The organism is Marinomonas sp. 15G6-16 (assembly GCF_055809555.1).
Window position 1 is genome coordinate 1,064,453 of sequence record NZ_CM147916.1, and the last position, 24,010, is coordinate 1,088,462.

General features: G+C 42.3%; 22 protein-coding genes, 5 tRNA genes and 1 other RNA gene. 13 read left to right on the forward strand and 15 right to left on the reverse strand.

Annotated features, from left to right (window positions below):
* Positions 1-21: 21 nt before the first annotated feature.
* The 7 genes from ychF (at position 22) to AC0L46_RS05165 (ending at position 2,355) form a co-directional block, all read left to right on the forward strand.
* Positions 22-1,113: a redox-regulated ATPase YchF gene (ychF, locus tag AC0L46_RS05135; RefSeq protein WP_473506275.1), complete on the forward strand. Its 1,092-nt coding sequence runs from the start codon at positions 22-24 to the stop codon at positions 1,111-1,113.
* 111 nt (positions 1,114-1,224) lie between these two features.
* Positions 1,225-1,299: transfer RNA gene (locus tag AC0L46_RS05140), tRNA-Gln, on the forward strand.
* A gap of 8 nt (positions 1,300-1,307) precedes the next feature.
* A tRNA-Met gene (locus tag AC0L46_RS05145) sits at positions 1,308-1,384 on the forward strand.
* A gap of 17 nt (positions 1,385-1,401) precedes the next feature.
* Positions 1,402-1,476, forward strand: a tRNA-Gln gene (locus AC0L46_RS05150).
* Between the two features lie 15 nt (positions 1,477-1,491).
* Positions 1,492-1,568: transfer RNA gene (locus tag AC0L46_RS05155), tRNA-Met, on the forward strand.
* A gap of 16 nt (positions 1,569-1,584) precedes the next feature.
* Positions 1,585-1,659 (forward strand) — tRNA-Gln (locus tag AC0L46_RS05160).
* A gap of 117 nt (positions 1,660-1,776) precedes the next feature.
* Positions 1,777-2,355: a porin family protein gene (locus AC0L46_RS05165; protein ID WP_473506277.1), complete on the forward strand. Its 579-nt coding sequence runs from the start codon at positions 1,777-1,779 to the stop codon at positions 2,353-2,355.
* Positions 2,356-2,433: 78 nt separating this feature from the next.
* Here the strand turns inward: AC0L46_RS05165 and clpB are convergent, their stop codons facing one another.
* From clpB to rluD, 3 genes are all read right to left on the reverse strand, one after another.
* Entirely contained in the window at positions 2,434-5,013 is a 2,580-nt protein-coding gene (clpB, locus tag AC0L46_RS05170; RefSeq protein ID WP_473506279.1) for an ATP-dependent chaperone ClpB, read from the reverse strand.
* Positions 5,014-5,125: 112 nt separating this feature from the next.
* The gene (gene pgeF / locus AC0L46_RS05175) at positions 5,126-5,881 is read right to left on the reverse strand and encodes a peptidoglycan editing factor PgeF (RefSeq protein WP_473506281.1); all 756 of its coding nucleotides are present in this window, start codon (positions 5,879-5,881) and stop codon (positions 5,126-5,128) included.
* Positions 5,882-5,944: 63 nt separating this feature from the next.
* Entirely contained in the window at positions 5,945-6,928 is a 984-nt protein-coding gene (gene rluD / locus AC0L46_RS05180; protein ID WP_414682690.1) for a 23S rRNA pseudouridine(1911/1915/1917) synthase RluD, read from the reverse strand.
* Positions 6,929-7,088: 160 nt separating this feature from the next.
* Between rluD and AC0L46_RS05185 the strand changes: the two genes are divergently transcribed.
* Complete coding sequence (locus tag AC0L46_RS05185; protein ID WP_414682689.1) at positions 7,089-7,931, forward strand: outer membrane protein assembly factor BamD; 843 nt, start codon at positions 7,089-7,091, stop codon at positions 7,929-7,931.
* A gap of 61 nt (positions 7,932-7,992) precedes the next feature.
* Here the strand turns inward: AC0L46_RS05185 and AC0L46_RS05190 are convergent, their stop codons facing one another.
* Positions 7,993-8,664: a glutathione S-transferase gene (locus tag AC0L46_RS05190; RefSeq protein ID WP_473506283.1), complete on the reverse strand. Its 672-nt coding sequence runs from the start codon at positions 8,662-8,664 to the stop codon at positions 7,993-7,995.
* A 199-nt stretch (positions 8,665-8,863) separates the two neighbouring features.
* Here AC0L46_RS05190 and AC0L46_RS05195 point away from each other — a divergent pair, with 199 nt between their 5' ends.
* Complete coding sequence (locus AC0L46_RS05195; protein ID WP_473506285.1) at positions 8,864-9,322, forward strand: DTW domain-containing protein; 459 nt, start codon at positions 8,864-8,866, stop codon at positions 9,320-9,322.
* Here the strand turns inward: AC0L46_RS05195 and AC0L46_RS05200 are convergent.
* From AC0L46_RS05200 to AC0L46_RS05210, 3 genes are read right to left on the reverse strand one after another with little or no spacing between them, the layout of a single operon-like run.
* Positions 9,312-10,019: a fumarylacetoacetate hydrolase family protein gene (locus tag AC0L46_RS05200; protein ID WP_473506287.1), complete on the reverse strand. Its 708-nt coding sequence runs from the start codon at positions 10,017-10,019 to the stop codon at positions 9,312-9,314. The two genes, AC0L46_RS05195 and AC0L46_RS05200, sit on opposite strands and share 11 nt — an antisense overlap.
* A gap of 31 nt (positions 10,020-10,050) precedes the next feature.
* Positions 10,051-10,467, reverse strand: a complete 417-nt coding sequence (locus AC0L46_RS05205) for a hypothetical protein (RefSeq protein WP_473506289.1) — start codon at positions 10,465-10,467, stop codon at positions 10,051-10,053.
* A gap of 12 nt (positions 10,468-10,479) precedes the next feature.
* Positions 10,480-10,932: a DUF302 domain-containing protein gene (locus AC0L46_RS05210; RefSeq protein WP_473506291.1), complete on the reverse strand. Its 453-nt coding sequence runs from the start codon at positions 10,930-10,932 to the stop codon at positions 10,480-10,482.
* A 273-nt stretch (positions 10,933-11,205) separates the two neighbouring features.
* On the opposite strand from AC0L46_RS05210, the gene AC0L46_RS05215 reads away from it, so the two are divergent.
* A complete protein-coding gene (locus tag AC0L46_RS05215) occupies positions 11,206-12,408 on the forward strand; it encodes a putative manganese transporter (RefSeq protein ID WP_473506293.1) in 1,203 nt (400 codons plus the stop codon).
* Positions 12,409-12,473: 65 nt separating this feature from the next.
* Here the strand turns inward: AC0L46_RS05215 and AC0L46_RS05220 are convergent, their stop codons facing one another.
* The 4 genes from AC0L46_RS05220 to prfB all read right to left on the reverse strand — a co-directional run bounded on the left by AC0L46_RS05220 (position 12,474) and on the right by prfB (position 18,171).
* Entirely contained in the window at positions 12,474-14,096 is a 1,623-nt protein-coding gene (locus tag AC0L46_RS05220) for a methyl-accepting chemotaxis protein (RefSeq protein WP_473506295.1), read from the reverse strand.
* A 289-nt stretch (positions 14,097-14,385) separates the two neighbouring features.
* Positions 14,386-15,444, reverse strand: a complete 1,059-nt coding sequence (gene hisC, locus AC0L46_RS05225; protein WP_473506297.1) for a histidinol-phosphate transaminase — start codon at positions 15,442-15,444, stop codon at positions 14,386-14,388.
* Between the two features lie 81 nt (positions 15,445-15,525).
* Positions 15,526-17,025, reverse strand: a complete 1,500-nt coding sequence (lysS, locus tag AC0L46_RS05230) for a lysine--tRNA ligase (protein WP_473506299.1) — start codon at positions 17,023-17,025, stop codon at positions 15,526-15,528.
* 50 nt (positions 17,026-17,075) lie between these two features.
* Positions 17,076-18,171 (reverse strand): peptide chain release factor 2 gene (prfB, locus tag AC0L46_RS05235; protein ID WP_414682679.1). Its coding sequence is split into 2 segments (ribosomal slippage): positions 17,076-18,098 and positions 18,100-18,171, totalling 1,095 coding nucleotides; the frame shifts between segments, so codons are not numbered across the junction.
* Between the two features lie 144 nt (positions 18,172-18,315).
* Between prfB and AC0L46_RS05240 the strand changes: the two genes are divergently transcribed.
* The 3 genes from AC0L46_RS05240 (at position 18,316) to AC0L46_RS05250 (ending at position 19,519) form a co-directional block, all read left to right on the forward strand.
* Positions 18,316-18,603: a cell division protein ZapA gene (locus tag AC0L46_RS05240; RefSeq protein ID WP_317002894.1), complete on the forward strand. Its 288-nt coding sequence runs from the start codon at positions 18,316-18,318 to the stop codon at positions 18,601-18,603.
* A gap of 140 nt (positions 18,604-18,743) precedes the next feature.
* Positions 18,744-18,921: non-coding RNA, 6S RNA (gene ssrS, locus AC0L46_RS05245), on the forward strand.
* 4 nt (positions 18,922-18,925) lie between these two features.
* Positions 18,926-19,519: a 5-formyltetrahydrofolate cyclo-ligase gene (locus AC0L46_RS05250; protein ID WP_473506301.1), complete on the forward strand. Its 594-nt coding sequence runs from the start codon at positions 18,926-18,928 to the stop codon at positions 19,517-19,519.
* Between the two features lie 15 nt (positions 19,520-19,534).
* On the opposite strand, the gene traF (AC0L46_RS05255) is transcribed toward AC0L46_RS05250, so the two are convergent.
* From traF (AC0L46_RS05255) to AC0L46_RS05270, 4 genes are all read right to left on the reverse strand, one after another.
* On the reverse strand, positions 19,535-21,001 hold the full coding sequence (gene traF / locus AC0L46_RS05255) for a conjugal transfer protein TraF (RefSeq protein WP_473506303.1): 1,467 nt from the start codon (positions 20,999-21,001) through the stop codon (positions 19,535-19,537).
* Positions 21,002-21,103: 102 nt separating this feature from the next.
* Positions 21,104-22,354: a conjugal transfer protein TraF gene (gene traF, locus AC0L46_RS05260; RefSeq protein WP_473506305.1), complete on the reverse strand. Its 1,251-nt coding sequence runs from the start codon at positions 22,352-22,354 to the stop codon at positions 21,104-21,106.
* Between the two features lie 267 nt (positions 22,355-22,621).
* Positions 22,622-23,428, reverse strand: coding sequence for a 3-deoxy-manno-octulosonate cytidylyltransferase (gene kdsB / locus AC0L46_RS05265; RefSeq protein WP_473506307.1), 807 nt, complete (start codon positions 23,426-23,428; stop codon positions 22,622-22,624).
* A complete protein-coding gene (locus AC0L46_RS05270; RefSeq protein ID WP_473506309.1) occupies positions 23,428-24,009 on the reverse strand; it encodes a KdsC family phosphatase in 582 nt (193 codons plus the stop codon). Before AC0L46_RS05270 ends, kdsB begins: the two co-directional genes overlap by 1 nt.
* Position 24,010: the final 1 nt, after the last annotated feature.

Consider the following 24,010-nt stretch of genomic DNA (forward strand, 5'->3'; position numbering starts at 1 on the left):
ATTATATTTAGGAATTTCATTATGGGCTTTAATTGCGGCATCGTTGGTTTACCTAACGTTGGTAAGTCGACTCTTTTCAATGCATTAACAAAAGCAGGTATTGGAGCAGAAAACTTCCCATTCTGTACGATTGAGCCAAATGCCGGTGTCGTTGCTATGCCAGACCCAAGACTCGACGCGCTCGCAGAAATTGTTAAGCCTGAGAAAGTACTGGCAACTACGATGGAATTTGTCGACATTGCCGGTCTTGTAGAAGGCGCATCGAAAGGTGAAGGCCTTGGAAACAAATTCTTAGCAAACATTCGTGAAACAGATGCCATTGCCCATGTCGTTCGTTGCTTTGAAGATGAAAACGTCATTCACGTCGCTAACCATGTAAACCCTAAGGCAGACATTGAAGTCATCAACCTTGAGCTGATTTTTGCGGACATCGAATCCATTGATAAGCAAATCTTCCGTACAGCTAAAAATGCCAAAAGCGGCAATAAAGAAGCCATTGCTCACAAAGCCTTTTTAGAAAGCATTAAAGAGCATCTAGAAAATGGCTTACCTGTACGCTCTATGGAAATGTCTGACGATCAGAAAAAAGAAGTCCGAGCACTTCACCTATTAACAACCAAACCAACCATGTACATTGCCAATGTATCTGAAGATGGTTTCGAAAATAACCCTTATCTAGACCAAGTTAAAGAAATTGCAGATGCTGAAGGTGCAATGGTTGTACCTATCTGTAACCAGCTTGAAGCTGAAATTTCAGAACTGGATGCTGATGAGATGAAAGAGTTCCTAGATGAAATGGGTATGGAAGAACCAGGACTGGATCGTGTAATTCGTGCCGGATACGAGCTCCTAGGCCTTCAGACCTACTTTACAGCAGGTGTAAAGGAAGTTCGTGCATGGACGGTTAAACACGGTGCAACAGGCCCACAAGCCGCTGGTGTTATCCATACGGACTTTGAAAAGGGCTTTATCCGTGCAGAAGTTGTCAGCTATGATGATTTCATTCAATACCGTGGCGAAAGCGGCGCTAAAGAAGCCGGAAAATGGCGCCTAGAAGGGAAAGAATACATAGTAAAAGATGGCGATGTGATGCATTTCCGCTTTAATGTTTAATCAATCACAAACATTTTTAGAAAAACACTTGACCCATTAACGGGTTATATGAATAATATCGCGCCACAGAGGCAGTGGTTCAAATTGAATTAACTGCTTTGTGTTGTCTGTTGGGGTATAGCCAAGCGGTAAGGCAACGGGTTTTGATCCCGTCATGCGTTGGTTCGAATCCAGCTACCCCAGCCACAGACAAAGGCTATGTAGCTCAGTTGGTTAGAGCACATCACTCATAATGATGGGGTCACTAGTTCGAATCTAGTCATAGCCACCAATAATTATCGATAGTATTGGGGTATAGCCAAGCGGTAAGGCAACGGGTTTTGATCCCGTCATGCGTTGGTTCGAATCCAGCTACCCCAGCCATCGATATCTGCACAAGGCTATGTAGCTCAGTTGGTTAGAGCACATCACTCATAATGATGGGGTCACTAGTTCGAATCTAGTCATAGCCACCAGCAAGTTCAGAATTATTGGGGTATAGCCAAGCGGTAAGGCAACGGGTTTTGATCCCGTCATGCGTTGGTTCGAATCCAGCTACCCCAGCCAATTCTAATTCTTCACATACAACACTTTTCTATAATTTCTCATTTCTCTGGATTTTACTCACTGATCATCTATAATTGCCAAATAATTTACGTTAATTAACAATTGTGAGTGCCAATTATGAAATCAATAAAATCCGCTTTTGCTTTATCAACAGTGTTGCTAGCAACTTCTGCTCATGCCGATTTTCTTGGCGCTAACGCAGAGGCAGGTATTTTTGATAGTAGCGACGGTTCTGCAACTTACGCAAGCCTTGCAATTCAACACCCTATTCCACTCATTCCAAATCTTCGCGTAGACACTTGGGACTACGAGTCTGACCCTTCTGGAACAGAAATCAGCCACTTAGATTTCACAGGTTATTACGGTGTAGGGTTATTATGGGCAAGCCTTGAAGGTGGTCTAACATTCCGTAATTTAGACATGACAGTCGGTTCTTCTGACGACAGCGAATCTGTCCCTATGCTTTTCTTAGCCGCTTCTCTTGCCATTCCAGGCACAGGTATTACATTAGCAGCTGAGTCTAAAAGCATTTCTTCTTTTGATGATGTCACAATCTCTGATCAATCTTTCAAACTTCAATACCAACCTATCCCAATCCTTGGTCTAGAAGCAGGCTACCGCTCTATCGATCAAGAAACTGATTTCCTTGACACTGATTACGATGGTTACTTCATCGGTTTAACAATCGATATCTAATCATTAAAGAGAATTTACTTATAAAAAAACTCTAGCTCTTTTTAAGAGACTAGAGTTTTTTTTGCTCTGAATAATCAATTAGCCTTTGTTAAAAACTAATTGCTCATCTGCTACTTCTACTTTGATTAAGTCACCCGACATAAAGTTGCCAGCCAACAATTCATTCGCCAATGGATTCTCGATCCATTTTTGAATCGCTCGCTTCAAAGGGCGCGCACCATAAATCGGATCATAACCCACTTCGACTAGTTGCTCTGAAGCTTCTTCTGTTAACTCTAAAGACATTCCCATCTCAGCCAACCTTTCATTCAGATGAGCCAACTGAATGCTCGCTATGCCTTTAATCTGATTCTTCATCAGAGGATGGAAAACCACCGTTTCATCAATACGGTTAATAAACTCTGGACGGAAATGCATAGCCACCACATCCATCACTTTTGATTTAATTTCCTCGTACTGATCATCAGACTGATACTCTTGAATAAGATCCGAACCTAAGTTCGACGTCATCACAATCACAGTATTACTGAAGTCTACAGTGCGTCCTTGACCATCTGTTAATCGACCATCATCCAACACCTGTAAAAGTATATTAAAAACGTCAGAATGCGCCTTTTCGATCTCATCAAGCAACAAGACCGAATAAGGACGCCTTCTTACCGCTTCCGTCAAGAAACCGCCTTCCTCATAACCAACATAACCTGGAGGCGCACCAATCAAACGAGCGACAGAGTGCTTCTCCATAAATTCAGACATATCGACCCGAACCATGGCTTGCTCTGTGTCAAACAAGAACTTGGCTAACGACTTACATAACTCTGTCTTACCAACGCCTGTAGGGCCCAAGAAAAGGAAAGAGCCATTTGGTCGATTAGGGTCAGCTAAACCAGAACGAGAGCGTCTAACCGCGTTAGAAACAGCTGAAACGGCTTCATTCTGCCCCATTACAGATTCATGCAGAACATCTTCCATACGCAGGAGTTTATCGCGCTCTCCTTCCAACATTTTGTCTACTGGAATACCGGTCCAGCGCGAAACAACCGTCGCAACCTCTTCTTCCGTAACTCGTCTTTTAAGTAGCTTGGTTTCCGTTTGCTCTTCTTCCTGACCAGCTTTTCCAATTTCCGCTTCCAGCATTGGAATGACGCCATATTGAAGCTCAGACATTTTCGCCAAATCACCATTACGACGAGCTTCTTCCATTTCATGTCGAACCGAATCTAGGTCTTCTTTAAGTTTCTGAGCACCTTGAACTGCGGCCTTTTCAGCACTCCATATTTCTTCTAAATCAGAGAACTGCTTTTGCAAATTATTGATTTCTGCATCAAGGTCATCGAGGCGTAACTTAGACGCTTTGTCTTTTTCTTTTTTCAGAGCCTCTTTTTCAATTTTTAGCTGAATTAAGCGACGTTCTAACCGGTCCATATCTTCTGGTTTAGAATCCATTTCCATACGAATACGACTGGCAGCTTCGTCAATTAAATCAATCGCCTTATCTGGTAATTGTCGATCTGTAATATAACGCTGAGACAACTTAGCCGCTGAAATAATCGCAGAATCGGTAATGTCTACACCGTGGTGAATTTCATAACGCTCTTTTAAACCACGTAAAATAGCGATCGAATCCAACACACTTGGCTCTTCTACCAAGACTTTCTGGAAGCGTCTTTCTAGCGCCGCATCTTTCTCAATAAACTGACGATATTCGTCTAGCGTTGTAGCACCAACACAATGAAGCTCACCACGGGCAAGCGCAGGCTTCAACATATTCCCCGCATCCATAGAGCCTTCTGACTTACCAGCACCGACCATGGTATGAATTTCATCGATAAACAGGATAATTTGTCCTTCCTGTTTCGATAATTCATTTAGCAAAGCTTTTAAGCGCTCTTCAAACTCGCCACGATATTTGGCTCCAGCAATCAAAGCGCCCATATCAAGAGATAAGACACGTTTGTTCTTCAGCCCTTCCGGCACTTCACCATTAATGATTCGCTGCGCCAAACCTTCTACAATCGCAGTTTTACCAACACCAGGTTCACCAATTAACACTGGGTTATTTTTACGACGACGCTGTAATACCTGAATTGTGCGACGAATCTCATCATCTCGCCCAATAACTGGATCCAATTTACCGTCCGCTGCTCTCGCTGTTAGATCAATGGTGTATTTATCTAAAGCTTGGCGATTTTCTTCTGAATCTGGGTCGTTAATTGACTCGCCACCACGAATGCTGTCTATCACAGCAGCGATGTCATTCTTTGTGACGCCACTCGCTTTGAGGCTTTTAGCCAATTCATCTTTACCATCAAACATGGCCATCACAACCAGTTCAGATGAAATAAATTGATCTTTGCGCTTTTGAGCTTCTTTATCTGCCAAGTTTAATAAACGCCCCAATTCAGGAGACATTTGAACATTGCCGTCATGGTCTTTCACCTTAGGCAAGTGATTCAATAAACCATTTAAACTTTCACGAAACTTGGCAACTGGGATTCCAGCTTGTTGTAAAATCGGACGAGTGCTGCCGCCTTGTTGATCAAGCAACGCAATCATTAGATGAAGAGATTCTATGTAAGAGTGGTCCTGACCAAGAGCAACAGATTGAGCATCTGAAAGGGCCAACTGCAATTTACTAGTAAGACGATCTATACGCATAACGAACATCCTGGGTAAAAATTAAAGGAATAAGTAATTACAGACTTAATAGTTCCCAAAAATGGCTTTTCAAGATCCGGGTGTCATTTTTTTGACACCCATCAGTAAATACTTAACAATTCGTCCCATCAGTCCATATAACAGACGCCATTCGGCCAGTTTTTCCTTCACGTCGATAGGAATAAAAAAGAGCTTCATCAGTGAAAGTGCAAAAGTCGCCGCCATACACTTCCGTTACACCTGCGGCAGCCAACCTTTGCTTTGCCAACAAATAAAGATCGCCTAACCATTTCCCTTCGTTCTGAGTCGCTTTAAATGCTACCTCAGCTTCTGGAAGCTGCTTCATAAAGGCTTCTTTCACTTCACCGCCCACTTCAAAAGCCGCAGGTCCAATAGCAGGGCCAAGCCACGCCATAATTTTGTCCTGCTCATCAAAGCATGCCAAAGTTGACTCTAAAATACCGTCACAAAGCCCTCGCCAGCCTGCATGCGCCACAGCCACCTTGGATCCAGACTCATTACAGAAGAAGACAGGCAAGCAATCTGCCGTCAAAACTGCACAAACTTGATCTTTTGTATCCGTAAACGCGGCATCAGCACTTTCTGGTAATTTGTCACAAGGTAAAAAAACAGTACGTGTGCCGTGAACTTGATTTAACCAAGTCACTGTCTCTGGCATATCAATATAAGACGCGAAAATCTCACGATTTTTTTGCACTGAGTTGGCTTCATCTTGAACATGAGCACCAAGATTTAAACTATCAAAAGGTGAATGACTCACCCCGCCTAATCGCGTAGAAACATAGGCCCGAACCGACGCTGGCGCTGGCCAATCAGCACAAATAACTGATTTATTATGAGAAGGCATGTGTCCTCCTATAAATGAAATTGAAGGCAAATAAAAAGGCAGCTTCAAGCTGCCTTCCGTTTATCAGAAGTATTCCGAGTCGTTACTTCCAGACTCTACCATATCTTTTTTCAGCGCCCCTAATAAGTGCTGCATATCTTCCGGCAAGTCTACTTCCCATTCCATCCATTCACCCGTAATAGGATGAGCAAGCTCTAACCTTTTCGCATGCAGAGCTTGGCGACGGAAATTACGCAATCCTTCCTGTAACTCTTCAGAACAGGCTTTTGGCATTTTCAGACGGCCGCCATATTGCGGATCACCAACTAGCGGATATTGAATAAATGCCATGTGTACACGAATTTGGTGAGTACGGCCGGTTTCCAGTTTCAAACGAATATGCGTGTGGTTTTTAAAGCGTTCAACCAGACGATAATGTGTCACCGCATCTTTGCCATGCACAGGCTCGACCGCTTGTTTCTGACGATTATGAGGATGACGTCCAATTGGTTCATCTACCACGCCACCACCAGTCATCACGCCGATAGTAATCGCTTCGTATTCACGTCCCATGCTTCGCTCTTGTAATTGCGACACCAAATCAGTTTGTGCCGCCAATGTTTTCGCAACAACCATCAAGCCCGTTGTTTCTTTATCAAGGCGATGTACAATACCTGCGCGTGGAATATGCGCTGTTTCTGGAGCATGATGCAAAATGGCATTCATCAAGGTGCCATCACGATTACCAACCGCAGGGTGAACAACCAAGCCAGCTGGTTTGTTTACTATGATGATGTCGTCATCTTCATAAACGATATCCAGCGGCATCTCTTGCGCTTCATGGGCTTCTTGATCTTCGATCAGGATATCAAGCGTAATGGTCTCTCCACCGAAAAGCTTTTCCTTCGGCTTGGTCTCTTTCCCATCTACTTTTAAGACGCCTTCTTTGATCCAACTTTGAATTCGCGCACGAGAATAATCGCTAAACAATTCTGTCGCGACTTGATCAAATCGGTTACCACCCAAATCAAACGGGACTTGGGCTTCTTTTACTATTCGCTCTGCCATACAATGTACTTATGTCTGTTGTTTTCAGCTCATTAATTTTATCATTGAGTCTGAAAGTGAAAAAAACGTGTAGCGCTTGCACTTCATCATCTTTCGCAATATAACGCTACAAAATGCCGATTTAGGCTTATCTACCACCATATCAAGGTTTTGATTATACATGGGATTTCATCACTCGTTGCTCCGATTCTCTGGAATAGTTAGTTTTTCTTTATTGATTGTGGCTTGTTCAAGCAAACAGGTACAAGAACCCGACCTACCTGAACGCGTTTACTATGAAAAAGCACAACAAGCTTTAGAAGACAACTTACCTTCAACCGCTATAAAACACCTCAAGGATTTGGATTCACGCTATCCATTTGGCGAGTTCAGTGTACGCGCTGAATTAGACCTGATCTACGCGCAAATAGAAGCGAATGAAAATATCGCGGCTCATGCGACAGCGGATCGTTTCATAAAGAACCACCCTGACCATGACTCTATTGACTACGCCTACTACATGCGTGCGTTATCAACTTACAATGGAGCGGAAAGTTTACTGTCTCGTTTTCTGGATTTAGACCCAAGTGAGCGAGATTCAAAAGAGCTTTCTAAAGCCTTCAGTGAATTAGCTGATTTTACTGCGCGTTTCCCTAACAGCAGCTATGCGCCAGACGCCAAAGCTCGGATGTATTACTTGCGAGAAATGGTTTCTCGTCATGAGTTAACCGTTGCGCATTATTATCTGAAAAGAAAAGCACCTCTTTCAGCGCTTCGCCGCAGCCAAGAAGTGGTACAAAACTACCCAAGCACTCGCTCTGTCGAAGGCGCATTGGCAGTGAGCGTGCAAGCGTATAATGATTTAGGGAAAACTGAACTGGCTGAAACCAATTTAGCGGTATTAAAGCAAAGTTTCCCTGCGTCTTCTTATGTTGATGAAGAAGGAAACTTCATACCATTAAAATTACCTAGCGATGCCGATCCGAGCTTCTTGTACTGGATCAGCTTTGGGTTATTCGATTAATCACCCTAAAAAATAAAGCATCCATAAAGCCAAGTATTTTCAATGAAAGTACTTGGCTTTTTTATGATAATGACGACTTCATGGGAAATAATGGACTTTCCTCACCTTCTTCCCATTTGGGAAACTTCGCCATAACCATTTGAAACAGCTCAGAATCCAAAAAGCCTGTTAGCCACTCTCGAACCTTTTTATATTCGGAAGCCTCAAACCACGCAGAATTCACGCCAGCAAACTGACGAATAAATGGAAAAATAGCAATATCTGCCAACGTCATCGTTTCCCCAAATAAATAGCTATTCTTAGCCAAACGCTTTTCCAATCGCTTTAGAAAAACTTCACCTCTTTGCCGATAATATTCTTCCGTGTGCTCAAGGTGTCGGTCAGCATATTTGTAGCGATCTAGCCAATGCTTAAAAAAGCGATCATTGTAAGTAATCCAAGCCCGCATTTTATTTTGCTGAATGGCAGAAGAAGGCCAAAGAGAATCCGCTCTAGGTTGATCGCTTATCTGAGACAATGCCCAATAAATAATATCCAGACTTTCTGGGTATCGAGTGCCATTTGTGTCGATTAACTGAGGCACACTTGATCGCCCACCCAATGCTAATAAAGACTCTGGTTTGGCTTTTAAGGCAACCTCTCGCAGAGAAACAGGAACACCCAAAGTGGCAATCGTGTATCGCGCTCTTATTGCATAAGGGCATCGTCTGAATGAATAAAGAATAGGTAACAAAAAAGCTCCTCAGTGAAATACGCAGGGACTGGCTAAACAGCCATTATAAAGAATCGTCGATTTCCCTTAAACAAAAAGCTCCTCAGTGAAATACGCAGGGACTGGCTAAACAGCCATTATAAAGAATCGTCGATTTCCCTTAAACAAGGAAAGCCATTAACATGGCTCGCTACAGTAGTGCTCGTAAGGTAAAAATCACATGAAGTTCTGGCTATTAACGCATACAGAAGAGCTGAAGAAAACCACAGGGACAGGAAAGCTAATCAAAGAAACATTAGGTGAATATTGTGAAATTATCCCTTGGTCAAGAGTCATACCAAGCGAGTCGATTTTAACGCTACCACCAAACAATACGCTACTCATTTACCCTAATGAAAATAATCAAGCAACGAGCTTTGATGGCGACACATCGAAAATAGAAAACATCATTATCATTGATGGAACTTGGCAACAGGCAAGGAAGATCTACAACAGATCTCCCTATTTACACGCTTTTCCACACAAAGAAATACAAGATGTGAAATCTATCTACACTAAGCGACGTAACCAAAAAAGCATCGGCTTATGTACGGCAGAAGTGGCGATCTACTTATTAGACGAGCGAGATCACCCTTCTGCAAAAACACTGAGAGATAGATTTCTTGAGTTTAATCAGTAACGCCTACTTTAATTTCGCCAAGGTGCTCCACCCAAGCAAGCATTTCGTCACCGGAAACAACAGCGCCGACGTTTTCTGGGGTTCCAGTCATGATCAAGTCACCAGCTCGTAGTTCAAATACTTCGGACAACTTGCAAATAACTTCTTCAATCGACCAAGTTAAGTTAGAAACATGGCTAATTTGCTTCAATTCGCCATTCACTTTCAAACCGATTTCCGCTCGTTCAACCTGAGCAATCAGTGAGTCACTTTTTAGCACAATCGGACTGATAGGCGCGGATTCATCAAAAGACTTACCAACTTCCCATGGGCGACCTTTCTTCTTCGCTTGTCCTTGAAGATCACGACGAGTCATGTCCAAGCCTACCGCATAACCTAAAATAGACTCACGGGCTTCTTCTATGGATAAACAACGTCCGCCCTTTCCGATGGCTACAACAAGCTCAACTTCGTAGTCAAATTGCGATGTCGCCATAGGGTAAGCAATCGAAGCTTTTTCTGAGAAACCAACAGGTACAACACAAGAAGCGTCTTTCGCAAAAAAGAATGGCGGATCTCTATCTGGATCGTCACCCATTTCTCTGGAATGCTCCGCGTAATTACGGCCAACACAATACACTCTTCCTACTGGAAAAACGTCTTGAGAGCCTTCTACAGGTAAAGATACGCCTTCCTGCTTCGGTACAATAAATCCCATGCAATACTCCAAAACACAAATCAAACAGTTACTATCGAACTACCGAGTAGTTTTTACCTTCAGAGCGAACCAAATCAATCGTCACAGTTTGGCCGCCAAAGCCATGCAGATTGCATTTTGCTCTGACGGTAACCAAGTTATTATCACTTGGAATGTTTACGCCACAAACACTGCGAGTAAATGGCTGCTCGTTATCATGAGGATGAAACAATACTCTCTCAGCTAACACATCGCCTTTTGAGTCAACAACTTGCCAAGCGTCCGCATAATGCTCCCAACCTTCATCGTTATGGCGTACTTGAGTATTAAAACACCAAGTGCCGTTCGCGCTTTGTGTTGCTTTAACATATTGAACTTGTGCGTAATCTAATGAGTTATGCACAGTGTCAGAAGCAAAGGCAAAGGTCGTCATGAAAAACAACAAACAAGATAGGCCAAATATTTTCATTTTGAGCACTTTCTATTTAGAGGCAGAAGCAGAAGATAATGCCGATAAAACACCCGACACTTTCTCAATCACTTTGCCACAGCCTTCCATATTATGGACACCTTTAAGGTACATAGGATCATAATAAGACAACCATACTTGTTGCTTCTCATCTTCCATCACTAAGACTTTTAAAGGCAAATCCAAGCCCATAGATTGCTCACACTGCATTAACAATGTGCCGACTTTCGGGTTACCAAAGATGATTAATTGAGTCGGTCTAAGATCTAGATCAACAGCTTCTGCATTTTTCTGATGATCGATACGGGCAAAAATATTCAGACCTTTAGATTCAGCAATCTCGGTAAATCGATCGGCTGTTTCTTGAACGGAGTGGGCACTTTGCATTTTCACCATACTGTCAGCAGCACTTAAAGAGAAAGACGCCGACAAAATCAAAGCACCGAGTGATGTTAACTTGATCATAAAATATATCCTTTTAAACAGTTCATATTATTTTTTTAGTTTTCCTGTTACCAGATAACATTAAAGCTTCTTATTTTGAAAGCATCACTGTTATGCATGCACATTAATTCCTTTTTCAAAGAAACTTCTGACGCTTTCACATAGACAACCCATCTTATATTTCTTCAATTGAGTCCTACATTGATAAAACTACACAACGATTACATATCAATTCTTGCACAAACGAAAGGATATAAACGATAATCATTATTATATAAAACATTGGTTTATCGTATGCAAACATCACCCGAGCCCACTGACTCGATAAAAACAGTCACGACTAGCAAAACGCTTTTAAACAAACGTATGTTTATTCCTCTTGCATTAGCCGCTCTTTGGCTTATCCCTGAGTTTAAGGACATTATTTACACTCTATTAGCGGAGGCATTCTTACAAGTCTCCGCTTTTGTCGCACTAACATTGGCCTTGTATTACGGCGTGAGTCATAACCTAAACACATCCAAGCTACAAAACTGGATGCAGGAAAAGAGTCATCGTGAAATCATTTTTGCAGGTTTGATGGGCGTTTTACCCGGTTGTGGTGGTGCAATCGTCGTAATCACTCAATATACCCAAGGAAAAATTCGCTTCGGCGCGGTGGTTGCTGTGCTCACTAGCACAATGGGTGACGCCGCATTTTTGTTAATTAGTCAGCGGCCTGAAGACGCTATTATTGTGCTTTCGATCAGCATAGTAATCGGCATTATATCTGGCCTTATTGTCGATGCTTTTCTGCCTTCACCTAAGCCAGAATCCATAAAGAAGGCCGCTCAAGCGCCAACCTGTTCACCACAAAATCCAAGTCACTTTGAAATTTGGATAACCCGTATAAGTGTGGCGTTCTGGTGTTTACTCATCATACCCGCCGGCATTATTGCTTTATTGGTTGCAGCACAATACGACGTAAATGCTTTATTAATGTTACCCGAAGAATCAATCGAATCTTTTGGCGCTCTTGCTGGTTTTATCTGCCTTTTACTTTGGGCTTTATCTGCTAAAAATGACAGCTACTCAGAACTGGCAAAAGAAAACGATAACTTATTACCAAAACACTGGATCCGCAAAGTGGCGCAAGACACCCAATTTGTCACAAGCTGGGTCGTGGTGGCGTTTGTTTTCTTTGAATTGATTCTGCATTTCGCTGGGGACGATTTATTTAGCTCGCTAGAATATTGGGGGAGCACAACCATATTCTTCGCGACCGTCATTGGATTACTGCCTGGATGCGGCCCACAAATCATGGTGACAGGTTTATATTTGCAGAATGCCATTCCCTTATCTGCACAAATTGCCAATGCAATAAGCAATGATGGCGACGCGCTGTTTCCTGCCATTGCGTTAGCTCCGAAAGCGGCTTTATTTGCCACTGTTTATTCAACCATTCCTGCATTAATCGCAGGTTATGGATATTACTGGTTAGTAGAACAAGGGCTATAAAAAAAGCGTATCTAAGTTTTCATTAGATACGCTTTCATTTCTTGTTGCTGCTTTGCTTTAACCAGTTACTTCACAACGAAATAATTAATGTCTCGCTTCAACTTATCAGACAACTGTTCAAGCGACACAGCCTCTTCCGAGTTACTCTTCAATGAAAGGCTGCTTTCTCTCGCCATATTGGCAACTTCTTCAACACCTTTTGTAATTTCTTCAACAGTGGCGACTTGTTCTGAAGTGGCTTGCACAACTTCTAACACTTTTTCTAACGAGTCATTTGCCTGAGTTTGAATGTCACTCAATAACTGGTTCGCGTCACTCATTAATTGTAAGCCGTGTTCAACTTGTGGCACGGTTGCTTCCATCGCAACAACAGAAGCTTGAGTATCTTCTTGAACCTGCTGGATCATCTTCTCAATATCGCCTGTTGCTTCGCCTGTTCGTTTAGCCAGCTGTCTTACTTCATCAGCAACAACAGCAAAACCACGACCATATTCCCCCGCTCGCGCGGCTTCAATAGCAGCGTTCAAAGCCAGCAGGTTTGTTTGATCTGAAATACTATAAATAACATTAACAATGTCACCTATTTCACTCGTGCGTTCTTGTAAAACATTCACTTGGTTCACGGTTGCTTTCACGGTTGTAGAGATTTTCTCGATCTCTCTAGCAACATCTTGCACTGCCGCTCGCCCTTTCAAAGAAAGCTCTGCTGTTAGCTTAGAGTTACTTTCTGTTTGCAATACGGTGTCTGCAACCGAATTAATACTGTTGCTCATTGCAGCCAAACTGTTAACCGCTGAGTTGGTATAAGAAACCTGAGTTTCCGCTGCAACCAAAGCTTGTTGAGACCCAGAAGCAACAATAGAAGAACGATGAGACAACTCATCTGAAGAACTCATAATGCTATTCACAGTTTTCTCTAGCTGGGTTTGCATGATTTGCACAGAAGACATCATGCTGCCATCACAGCAAGAGTCAATTTTTCCTGTTAAATCACCTTTCGCTATTTTTGCAATGACGTCAGCGGCTTCTTGTGGCTCACCACCAACAGAGTTGCGGATTCTCACACTAATAAAGTAAGCAAGAGAAGAGCCAATGAGAAAAGCAACGGCCGTTAAAGCAATCATCCAACCAGAAAAGCTGCTCGCTACTTCGCGAACTTCCACCGTCGTGGCTTGGTTACTTGCTTCTTCTAAATCAATAAACTGGTTAATCGTCGCAAGCCATTCAATAAAAGCAGGCTTGGCCTCAGTCAATAATAAATGCGCAGCTGCTTCTGTGTTGTTATCCGCTCGATATTTAATAATCTGCTCAATCAAAGGCACTGTTTTTTGTTCAATGCTCTTAATTTTGTTATAGATAGCAACTTCTTGGGAAGACATGGCTATTTTGGCAGGCGTAAGCAACTTAGCAGACATTTGATAGAACTTATCAAATTCCTTAATCTCGCTTACCGTTTCATTTAGCTCTATTTGATTACGGGAGAAAACAACATCTCGAATGGCGATCGCTCGATCATGTACACTGCCACGGAAGTTAATGGCATAGCGTTGTTTAACCGAATTGACGTCGTTTATTTGTGTAATCGATTCATTAATGAAATTAACTCGATGAATCCCAATACTTGTCAAAATCAGCATCATCAGTAACACACTAGCGAAGCCTATTGTTAGTCTTTGATTAATTGTCAAAATCTATAACCTGTAAATACTTTTAGTTTGAAAAATCATTTTGAACACTACTTACCGAAATAGCGAATTCCAAAGTGCTTTTAAGTAGTCTTATTTTATCCGTTATTCAAAAACCCGCAGAGCAAATTATAGTAGCCTTTCAAGCTTTTTTAATACTAGTTGAAAATATCCTAAGTGCCTAATTTATCGAAGCTATCTTCTCCATTAGAAAGCAAAATTTCATCATCTACATACAATAAAACCGCCCAACTAAGCGGTTTTATATCGAACCTAGCAATAGCCCATTAGATTACAGGCTTTTCAATGCAACAATCAGCGCATCCATTTCTTCATCCGTACCGATTGTGATTCGAAGGTGGTTACCAATTCTTGGCTTTTTACCGAAGTAACGAACCAAGATGCCCTGCTCTTTTAATGCCAAATAAATGGCTTCTGCGTCTTTTTCTGGGTGCGTCGCAAAGACAAAATTCGTCGCTGACGGAACGATATTAAAACCAAGCGCTTTAAGCTCTTTTATTGAGCGTTCACGGGTTGCAATGGTTTTCTGACAAATATCCTGTAAGTAGGCATCATCTTCTACCGCCGCAGTGGCACCAGCCAAGGCAATACGATCAATTGGATAAGAGTTGAACGAGTTCTTCAAACGCTCCAACCCTTCGATCAGCTCAGGATGACCTAATGCATAACCCACTCGAATACCGGCCAAAGCACGGGATTTAGACAAGGTTTGTACCACCAATAAATTTGGGTATTGGTTCACTAAAGCCGCTGCACTTTGTGCACCAAAATCCACATACGCTTCATCCACCAAAACCACCACATCAGGGTTAGCTTTTAGGATGTATTCAATATCTGTTAAAGGTAAGGCTTTGCCCGTCGGGGCATTTGGATTCGTCACCACAACGCCAGACACATTCAGGTTCTGATAATCCGTTGGCACGATGTCGAAATCCTCATTAAGAGGAATAAGCTTTGGCTCAATACCATACAAGCCTGCGTACACTTTATAAAAACTGTAGGTAATATCAGCAAAAGCCAGTGGCTTGCCACCAGCAAAATAGCCCATAAACGCCAAGGCAAGCACTTCATCCGACCCATTGCCCACAAACACTTGATTGCTATTCAGCTGATAGCTTTTCGCCAAGGCATTTTTGAGCGTCATGCAATTTGGATCAGGGTAAAGACGCAGACTTTCACTCACTTGTGCCGCCATAGCAGACAAAGCCTTTGGTGATGGCGAGTAAGGACTTTCGTTAGTATTTAACTTTATGTATTTTTTATCTTGTGGCTGCTCACCTGGCACATAAGGGTCAAGTGACGAAATTTTATCTGTCCAAAAACGACTCATGGAATGCTCCGTACTTTTCATAAAATAAGGCCTCAAATGAGGCCTTATAAATTCATTAACACACTATGAACTGGCCTAAGATTAATCTTGTGGCTTCATATGTGGGAACAACAAAACATCACGGATCGAAGGCGCATCAGTGAATAGCATGACCAAGCGATCAATACCGATACCTTCACCCGCTGTTGGTGGCAAACCGTATTCTAAGGCATTGATGTAATCCGCATCGTAATGCATAGCTTCATCATCACCTGCGTCTTTTTCCGCGACTTGGCGCTTAAAGCGTTCAGCTTGGTCTTCTGGGTCATTTAACTCCGAGAAGCCATTGGCGATTTCACGTCCACCTACGAAAAATTCAAAACGGTCAGTAATGAATTCATTATCGTCATTACGACGCGCCAAAGGCGACACTTCTGCTGGGTATTCTGTGATGAAAGTCGGCTGATCCAATTTGTGCTCAGCAGTTTCTTCAAAGATTTCTGTCCAAAGTTTGCCTAAGCCCCAAATCGGTTTTACGTCGATTTTGAGTTTTTTCGCAACGGCTGTCGCACTTTCTAGTGTTTCTAAATCTTTCGCAGTTAATTCTGGGTTGTAATGCAAAATAGACTCAAGCATGGTCATACGAACGAATGGCGCGCCAAAATCGTATTCAGAACCTTGATAAGTAACGGTCGTTTTCCCTAGCACTTTCTCAGCGACAGTGCGTAGCATGTCTTCTGTTAAGTCCATCAAGTCTTTGTAATCTGCGTACGCTTGGTAGAATTCAATCATGGTGAATTCTGGGTTATGACGCGTTGACGTTCCTTCGTTACGGAAGTTACGGTTAATCTCAAACACACGCTCAAAACCGCCTACAACCAAACGCTTCAAATAAAGCTCTGGCGCGATACGCAAGTACATGCTCATGTCCATTGCGTTGTGATGCGTAATAAAAGGACGCGCCGTTGCACCGCCAGGAATGGTTTGCAACATTGGTGTTTCAACTTCCATGAAGCGACGATCTTCTAAGAAACGGCGAATCGTAGAAATGATTTTAGAACGCACTTGGAAAGTATCGCGAGACTCTTCATTTACGATCAGGTCAACATAACGCTGACGGTAGCGCATTTCCATATCAGACAAACCATGGTGCTTATCTGGTAACGGGCGCAAAGATTTAGTCAGTAGTTGCGCTTCTTGCATGTCAATGTACAAATCGCCTTTGCCAGATTTATGCACAGGGCCTGATACACCAATAATATCGCCTAAATCCCATGTTTTCTGATCGGCAAGCAATTCAGGAGATAAGGCTTTACGGTTTACATAGGCCTGTATTTGCCCCGTCATGTCTTGTAGCAACATAAAAGCACCGCGGTTACGTACAATACGACCAGCAATGCTAACAATGTGGTTTTTTTCTTCTAAATCTGGTTTTTCAATATCACCAAATTCCGCTTGCAGATCCGCTGCATAAGCATTTGGGCGAAAGTCATTCGGATACGCATTACGCTCTTCACGAATAGAAGCCAATTTAGCTCGACGTTCCGCAACTAAACGGTTGTCATCAGATTGTGTGGATTCTGTGTTGTTTTCATTAGCCATGATTTGCTATTACTCTTTAATATTCAATAATGTTAAAAATGGGGCGGCGCTTATAGGCCCTGCTTTAAACTTGCCACGATAAACTGGTCCAAGTTGCCATCCAGCACAGCACCAGTGTTGGAGCTTTCCACTCCTGTACGCAAATCTTTAATTCGTGATGCATCCAATACATAAGAACGAATCTGACTTCCCCAACCGATATCCGATTTACTGTCTTCTACCGCTTGCGCAGCTTCCGTACGTTTCATCATTTCAAATTCGTACAACTTGGCACGAAGTTGTTTCATCGCAAAGTCACGGTTAGCGTGTTGAGAGCGCTGGTTTTGACATTGCACAACGATGTTCGTTGGTATGTGAGTAATACGCACCGCGGAATCTGTCGTGTTTACGTGCTGACCACCAGCACCGGACGAACGATAGGTATCGGTACGAATGTCCGCTGGATTGATTTCAATTTCAACATTGTCGTCAATTTCAGGAGAAACGAACACAGAGGCAAAAGAAGTATGTCGACGGTTACCAGAATCAAACGGTGACTTACGCACCAAGCGATGAACACCTGTCTCGGTTCTTAACCAACCAAATGCGTATTCGCCTTCAAAACGAATCGTCGCCGATTTAATACCTGCCACATCACCTGCGGACACTTCCATCAGCTCAACTTTAAAGCCCTTGTCTTCACCCCAACGCAAATACATACGCAATAGAATGTTGGCCCAATCTTGTGCTTCTGTACCGCCAGAACCAGATTGAATATCCAAAAAGGCGCTGCTTTCATCCATTTCTTTGGAAAACATACGACGGAATTCTAACTTAGCTAACAGAGCATCTAACTCTTCAAGCTCAAGCTGAACGGCTTCAACAGAATCTTCATCGCCATCTTCTACAGCGATTTCCAACAGTTCTTTGGAATCGTTTACACCGGATTCCAAACTATCTAGTGTTTCAACAACCGCTTCAAGTGACGCTCGCTCTTTACCTAGCTTTTGCGCGTATTCTGCATCATTCCAAACGTCTGGATCTTCAAGTTCTCGGTTTACTTCTTCTAAGCGCTCTTTCTTTGAATCGTAGTCAAAGATACCCCCGAAGGGTTAGAGCACGAGCAGAAAGGTCTTTTATCTTTGAAAGTATCGGGTTTATTTCCATATTGGCGTCAATTTGCTATAAACAGTGTGAATAAAATTAATTCGGAATTGTAACGAATTTACTCGCAGCATAAAATGCCATTCGCTACTCAATGATGGAAAAACAGACCATTTTTTGTGGGCCTTGCTATCAAATGGAGTCTATATGGATAAGCCAACCGTTTCAGTGGTCATACTGGGACAAACTTATAAGATAAATTGTCCTAAAGGGCATGAAGCAGATTTGAAAGAATCAGCTGAATATTTAAATGACCAAATGAGTGATATGCAATCAAGTGGGAAAAACATCCCTCTTGAAAAGCTTGCCGTACTCGCTGCGTTGAATATTACTCACGATATGCTTTCAAGCAAAAAATACGCTCGAGCGAATGAACAACTATTGCGAGAACTGACATCACAACTTGATAACGCTTTGACGCATCAACAAAATTGATCAAGGAGTAATCATCAATCGTTTACTCCTTAATCTACTTTTTGATTGCAAGTTAAATAACACGAATTTTCTTCATACACCCTAGAAACCGAATAGGAGCTCTAAGTGATTTCCAGTAAAAATTGCTCTATACTCCAATCTGTTTCCTGGGTTGTTCGAAGCGGCTTAACGCCCTTGAGCCTATGAGTAATACCCCGGAAAGAACCTGTTGGTTTGGTGTGCATGTCCGTGCGTCGGAAAGCCTAAAGAGTCACAGTTCTTTCCACCTTGAACCACTGGGTTCAAGGCCAATAGCCGAAACGGCAACTTGGGAAACTCCTTTATGCCTTCACATCTAGACCACAGACAAACACTTCGTCGTCAATTACGCCAAACTCGAAGAAACCTATCTTCAGTTGAGCAACTGCTCGCCGCCGAAGACTTACTCGAAAGCTTTAAACAATATTTATCTGATATCGACGCTCCAGAAAGTAAAGCCATCAAAAACGTGGCCTTATACTTAGCAAACGATGGAGAAATCTCCCCTCATATATTATGCCAATACTTCTGGCAACAAGGCATTAATACCTATCTTCCTGTTATTCAAAATAAGCAGTTAGCGTTTGCCCTGTATTCTGAAAAAAGCATTTGGCAAGAGAATATCTACGGTATAAAAGAGCCCATGACGGAACATTATCTAGCCAAAGAAGAGTTAGATATTGTCCTTTTGCCCTTGGTTGGGTTTGATTCTGATGGCGGTCGCTTAGGAATGGGAGGCGGTTTTTACGATAGAACCTTTGAAGGTAAAAAGTCTACAGAAAAACCTTTGCTGATTGGTTTGGCTCACGATTGCCAGCAAGTGAAGTCACTGCCAATAGAAGGCTGGGATGTTCCATTGCAAGCCTTTGTCACTCCGACACAAGTCATTAAGGTATAAATTTAACTCGCACAATTAAAAAACGAAGCTGTAACCCATAGAGAAAAAGAGCCCAGAATTCCCAGAGTCATTCTCTGGGGCATAGGCAAGATCTACATCCAAACGTCTCGACAAAGTCATTCCAGCTGTGTAATAGGTCAGTTCATTTCCTACTAAGTTTTGTCTGATTCCTGCTCGAATACCTGGAATCAGCAGGTAGTCACTAAAAAATGACAGCGATACGACACTCCACTGATACTCATCTCCCAACGGGTCTTTAATCGGGTTTACATCGTAAGAGCCACCTAAAGAAAGATGCTGATCTTTACTTTTTATCGCCGCATCGATGGTCATTTGAGCTTCCATCTTGTAGGTTTCATTAAGATCAATATCACCACTCGAAGCAAAATTTACCGCAGCATTGCAATTCGTTAAGTCTGCGCCAGTTAAGCCTGAACAATTCCCTATTTCCTCGTACTTGAATGTTGGCTCATTGACATTAGAAAGCGTCATCCCTAATTGAAAATTACGCCTTACTAACAAAGCCCCTAAGTCCAAAGAAATACCGGTAGAAATTTTATCGCGACTGATGAAAAAGTCACCGTAAGACACAGAAGGGTCATCCTCTTCTGTCAACACAGTGAGTTTCTGCCCTAATGCCAAACGATGAAAGTTCAAACGCCCACCGATAAGAATGGCTTCTGTCGGTGTTCTAGAATGCATCGTGCTGTATCCAATGCTAAATCGGTAATTCGACGCCCTTTTTATATAAGCGGCTGTGTCTGTTTCCAAGTCCACATCATCTAAGGAAAGATTATAAATTTCACTGTATGTCAGGTTATCATCATACAGCTCCCCCTCACCATCCAGTCCCGTTAAGGTTAGACTATCTGCCAACAAACTAGCACGCCCCACAATTGAAGCACTGGCTTCGAGTGTAAACACATTCCGACGTCGGGTTTTATAAATAATAGGTGTAAAAGGAGCTTGTAGTGTTGTAGCAAACTTCGCATAAACTGTTTCAGTGATATTGGAAATCACACCATCTGCATTAGATAGAGTATCATTGATACTCACCTCAAGATCATCTACATCTGACACAAAAGAGGCTACAGCAGCCGATTCAGCTGCAGAGCTGTCCCCACTCGAGGCATATTCAGCATTATAAGCAGCAGTGGCATTGTCTTCTATATCTTGCAAATCACTGTCCGTAATAAAGTCAGAATCCAAAATATCCGTAAGATCATCAATGTCATCATTAATAGTACTGACTCCACCACCTTCAACAGCGATACCCAACGGCCCAAGAAAACCGACTCGAAAGCCTTCTAGGTTTGCCATCAAATAACTGGAAGCGGGGTTCCCAGAAGCAGTAGATAAGGCATGACGATTTCCATAGCCACCTAAAACAATACTGGAGCCTATCGGTTGGTATAAATACATGGATGCCCAACCAATAGAGCTGAACAAACTAAGAAAAGTGAAAACTAAGTACTTCTTCATGTATTACGAATGCCCATAACTGATATTTAGAATTTAGGAGAAAAAAAGCCGATAATCTTTAAGATTATCGGCTTTTTTGACTAAAACTTTACAGTTTAAATATTAAAAAGCAGTTGAGTAGCCTAAAGAAAAGAAGAAGCTACGTGGGATTTCTTCTCCATCTTCATCTTCAACTGTGTCTAAGGCAACAGCAAGGTCTAAGTTTAAGCGCTTAAGCAAAGTCAAACCTGCAGATGCATAACTTAATTCAGAGCCTGCCATATTTTGACGAAAACCAAGGCGCAGACCTGGTAAGAAGTGCGAATCACCATAGTAAGACAAAGAAGCAGCGGCCCACTGATATTCATCACCTACAGCGTCTTCTACTGGATTTACATCATATGAAAAGCCTAAAGTGACTTGCTTACCTGGCGTCGTAACAGCAGCATCAATGGTCGTTTGCATTTCCATGATATAAACGCCTTCATCACTAATTCCATAAGAATCAGATACCGTATTGCCGGTGATATCCATGCCGTCAAATTCAGGCTCATTGATATTGGCGAATGTTACACCTGCTTGGTAATAGTGAGATACCCAAATAGCCCCTAAATCTAAGCCAATACCAGAGCTACTTACTGTATCATCAAAAGCGTCTTCTAAAGCATCTTCTGAATCCGAGCTATCATCATCTAGTTCAACCAATGCACGACCTTGAGATAATTGATGGAAATTGGCCTTCACACCCCCAACCAAAATACCATGTGAATTTTGCCACATAGCCTGACTGTAACCTAAACCTATCTTTAAGTCTGTAACACCTTGAGCATAAAAAGAACTGTCTGTATCTAACTCGTTATCATTATCTGAATCATCAACTGTACCAGCTAATAAACTACCTTTAGTTATTAGTGAAAGACTTGAATCTAACATGAAAGCGCCGCTATTCTTCGTTTTATAGATAATCGGCATCAAAGGAACCTGCAAACTGGCAGAAACTTTCACATACGCTGAATCCCCAATTTCATCTAAAATTGCATTAGCCTCATCTATTCCAGCTTGAGCTTCTGTAGCATCTGCATAATTTGCATCTAAAATATCTTCTAACTCTTCCACTTGATCTTCAAGGTCACTTACATCGCCAAACTCGACACCTACACCAAGTGGCCCAAGAATACCAAAACGGAAGCTATCATCGTCTTGCTCATTAACCATCAAGAAAGGAGCGGCAGGATTGCCTAAGGCAGTGGAAAGCGATCGCAGGTTTGGCGAGCTACTTAATGTAAAGCTTGAGCCTACAGGGTGGTTAACTGGCATAGCTGCCATAACAGCTGAGCTCAACAAAGTCGTGGACATTAATATAAGCTTTTTCATGATTTAATCCTTCCTATTCCTTAGCTAATCAAAAAACTTGACAATAAAAACAAATCATTACATTAAAACAATTATAGACCTATTTTTTACACATTCTCTACAAAAAAAGTACTTTTTTACATTATCCAGCCAAAATCATAGATAAGAAAGAGAAGTGATCAACAAGCCAGCCTTCGATAGAAGCATAAAAAAACCGCAACCTATGCAGAATAAGTTGCGGTTTTTATTAAGCTTTTAATGCTTATATTAGATGTTTTATCAATCTAATTAACTGTCTAATAAGCTTAACTGATGCCTTAATTTCTCTAAATCTTCCGGCGTATCTACGCCATGCATAGGCAAGCTATCCGCTAGTGCAACTTGGACTTTAATTCCTTGGTGCAAGAATCTTAGCTGTTCTAACTTTTCCCAACGCTCTAATGGCGACATGGGTAAATCGGTGTATTTGGACAATAAACTTGCACGATAAACATACAAACCAATATGTCGCAAAGCAGGAAAGTCTACGGGTAAATAACCTTCTTTAGAGCCAATGCCAGCAAAACCATCGCGATCCCAAGGCATGGGCGCTCGGCTAAAATACAATGCTCGCTGCATCTCGTCACAAACCACTTTGACCACGTTCGGATTCAAAAGGTCAGCGACATCGTCAATCACACAAGCCACCGTTGCCATCTCTGCCTCATTGTCTTGGCTTAAAGCCATCACACTGGAATGAATCAGCTCAATTGGCAGAAAAGGTTCGTCACCTTGCACATTGACAATAATTTCATTGTCTTTCCAGTCCATTTTAGCGGCCACTTCTGCAAGGCGTTCTGTGCCATTTTCATGGTCATCACGAGTCATAATGACAGACACGCCAAATTCTGATGCCGCTTGATAAATAATCTCATGATCTGTTGCAACGGTTACCGTCTGAGCACCAGCCTTTAAAGACAATTCATAAACCCACTGTAATACTGGCTTACCACCTAGATCCGCCATCAGTTTTTTAGGAAAACGTTGAGACGCATAACGGGCAGGAATCACAATATGAAACTCTGGTAGCCCTTGTGTATTTTTAGGTGTTGTCATTATTTTTCGAACTCCGGCTTCTGCGCCAATTCATACGCTTCTTCTAAGGGCATACGTGTAGATAAAATAAGGTCAGCAACTTCCCTTGCCACCCCTTCTCCCGCGGCTTTATGTAAAACAATAGAGCAATGGCGATGCAATAGAAGGTGAGCGTCTGCAGGACACAAAGCCACACCGACCTTAGGCATCACTTGCAAATCGATGACATCATCACCGACATAAGCCGCTTCTGCAGGATCCAGATTCAAACGAGCGATTAAATCGTCAAACGCTTCCGCTTTATTATGGCAACCGGGATAAAAATGATCGACTTTTAGGTCCTTCATTCGAAGTCTCAAGGGTGCGGAATCTTTGGCCGTAATCACCGCGACTTGAATCCCCCACTTAGGCAGCAATTTCATTGCAACCCCATCTTTCACATTAAAGCATTTAATGTTTTCGCCCTGATCGGTATACAACAAACGACCGTCTGTCAGTACGCCATCCACATCAAACACGACAAGTTTCAGTGACTGTAATTTGGCCACTAATGAATCATCATTCTGCAATGAAGGGTAAAAGGAAAGAAAAGTCGAATCCATG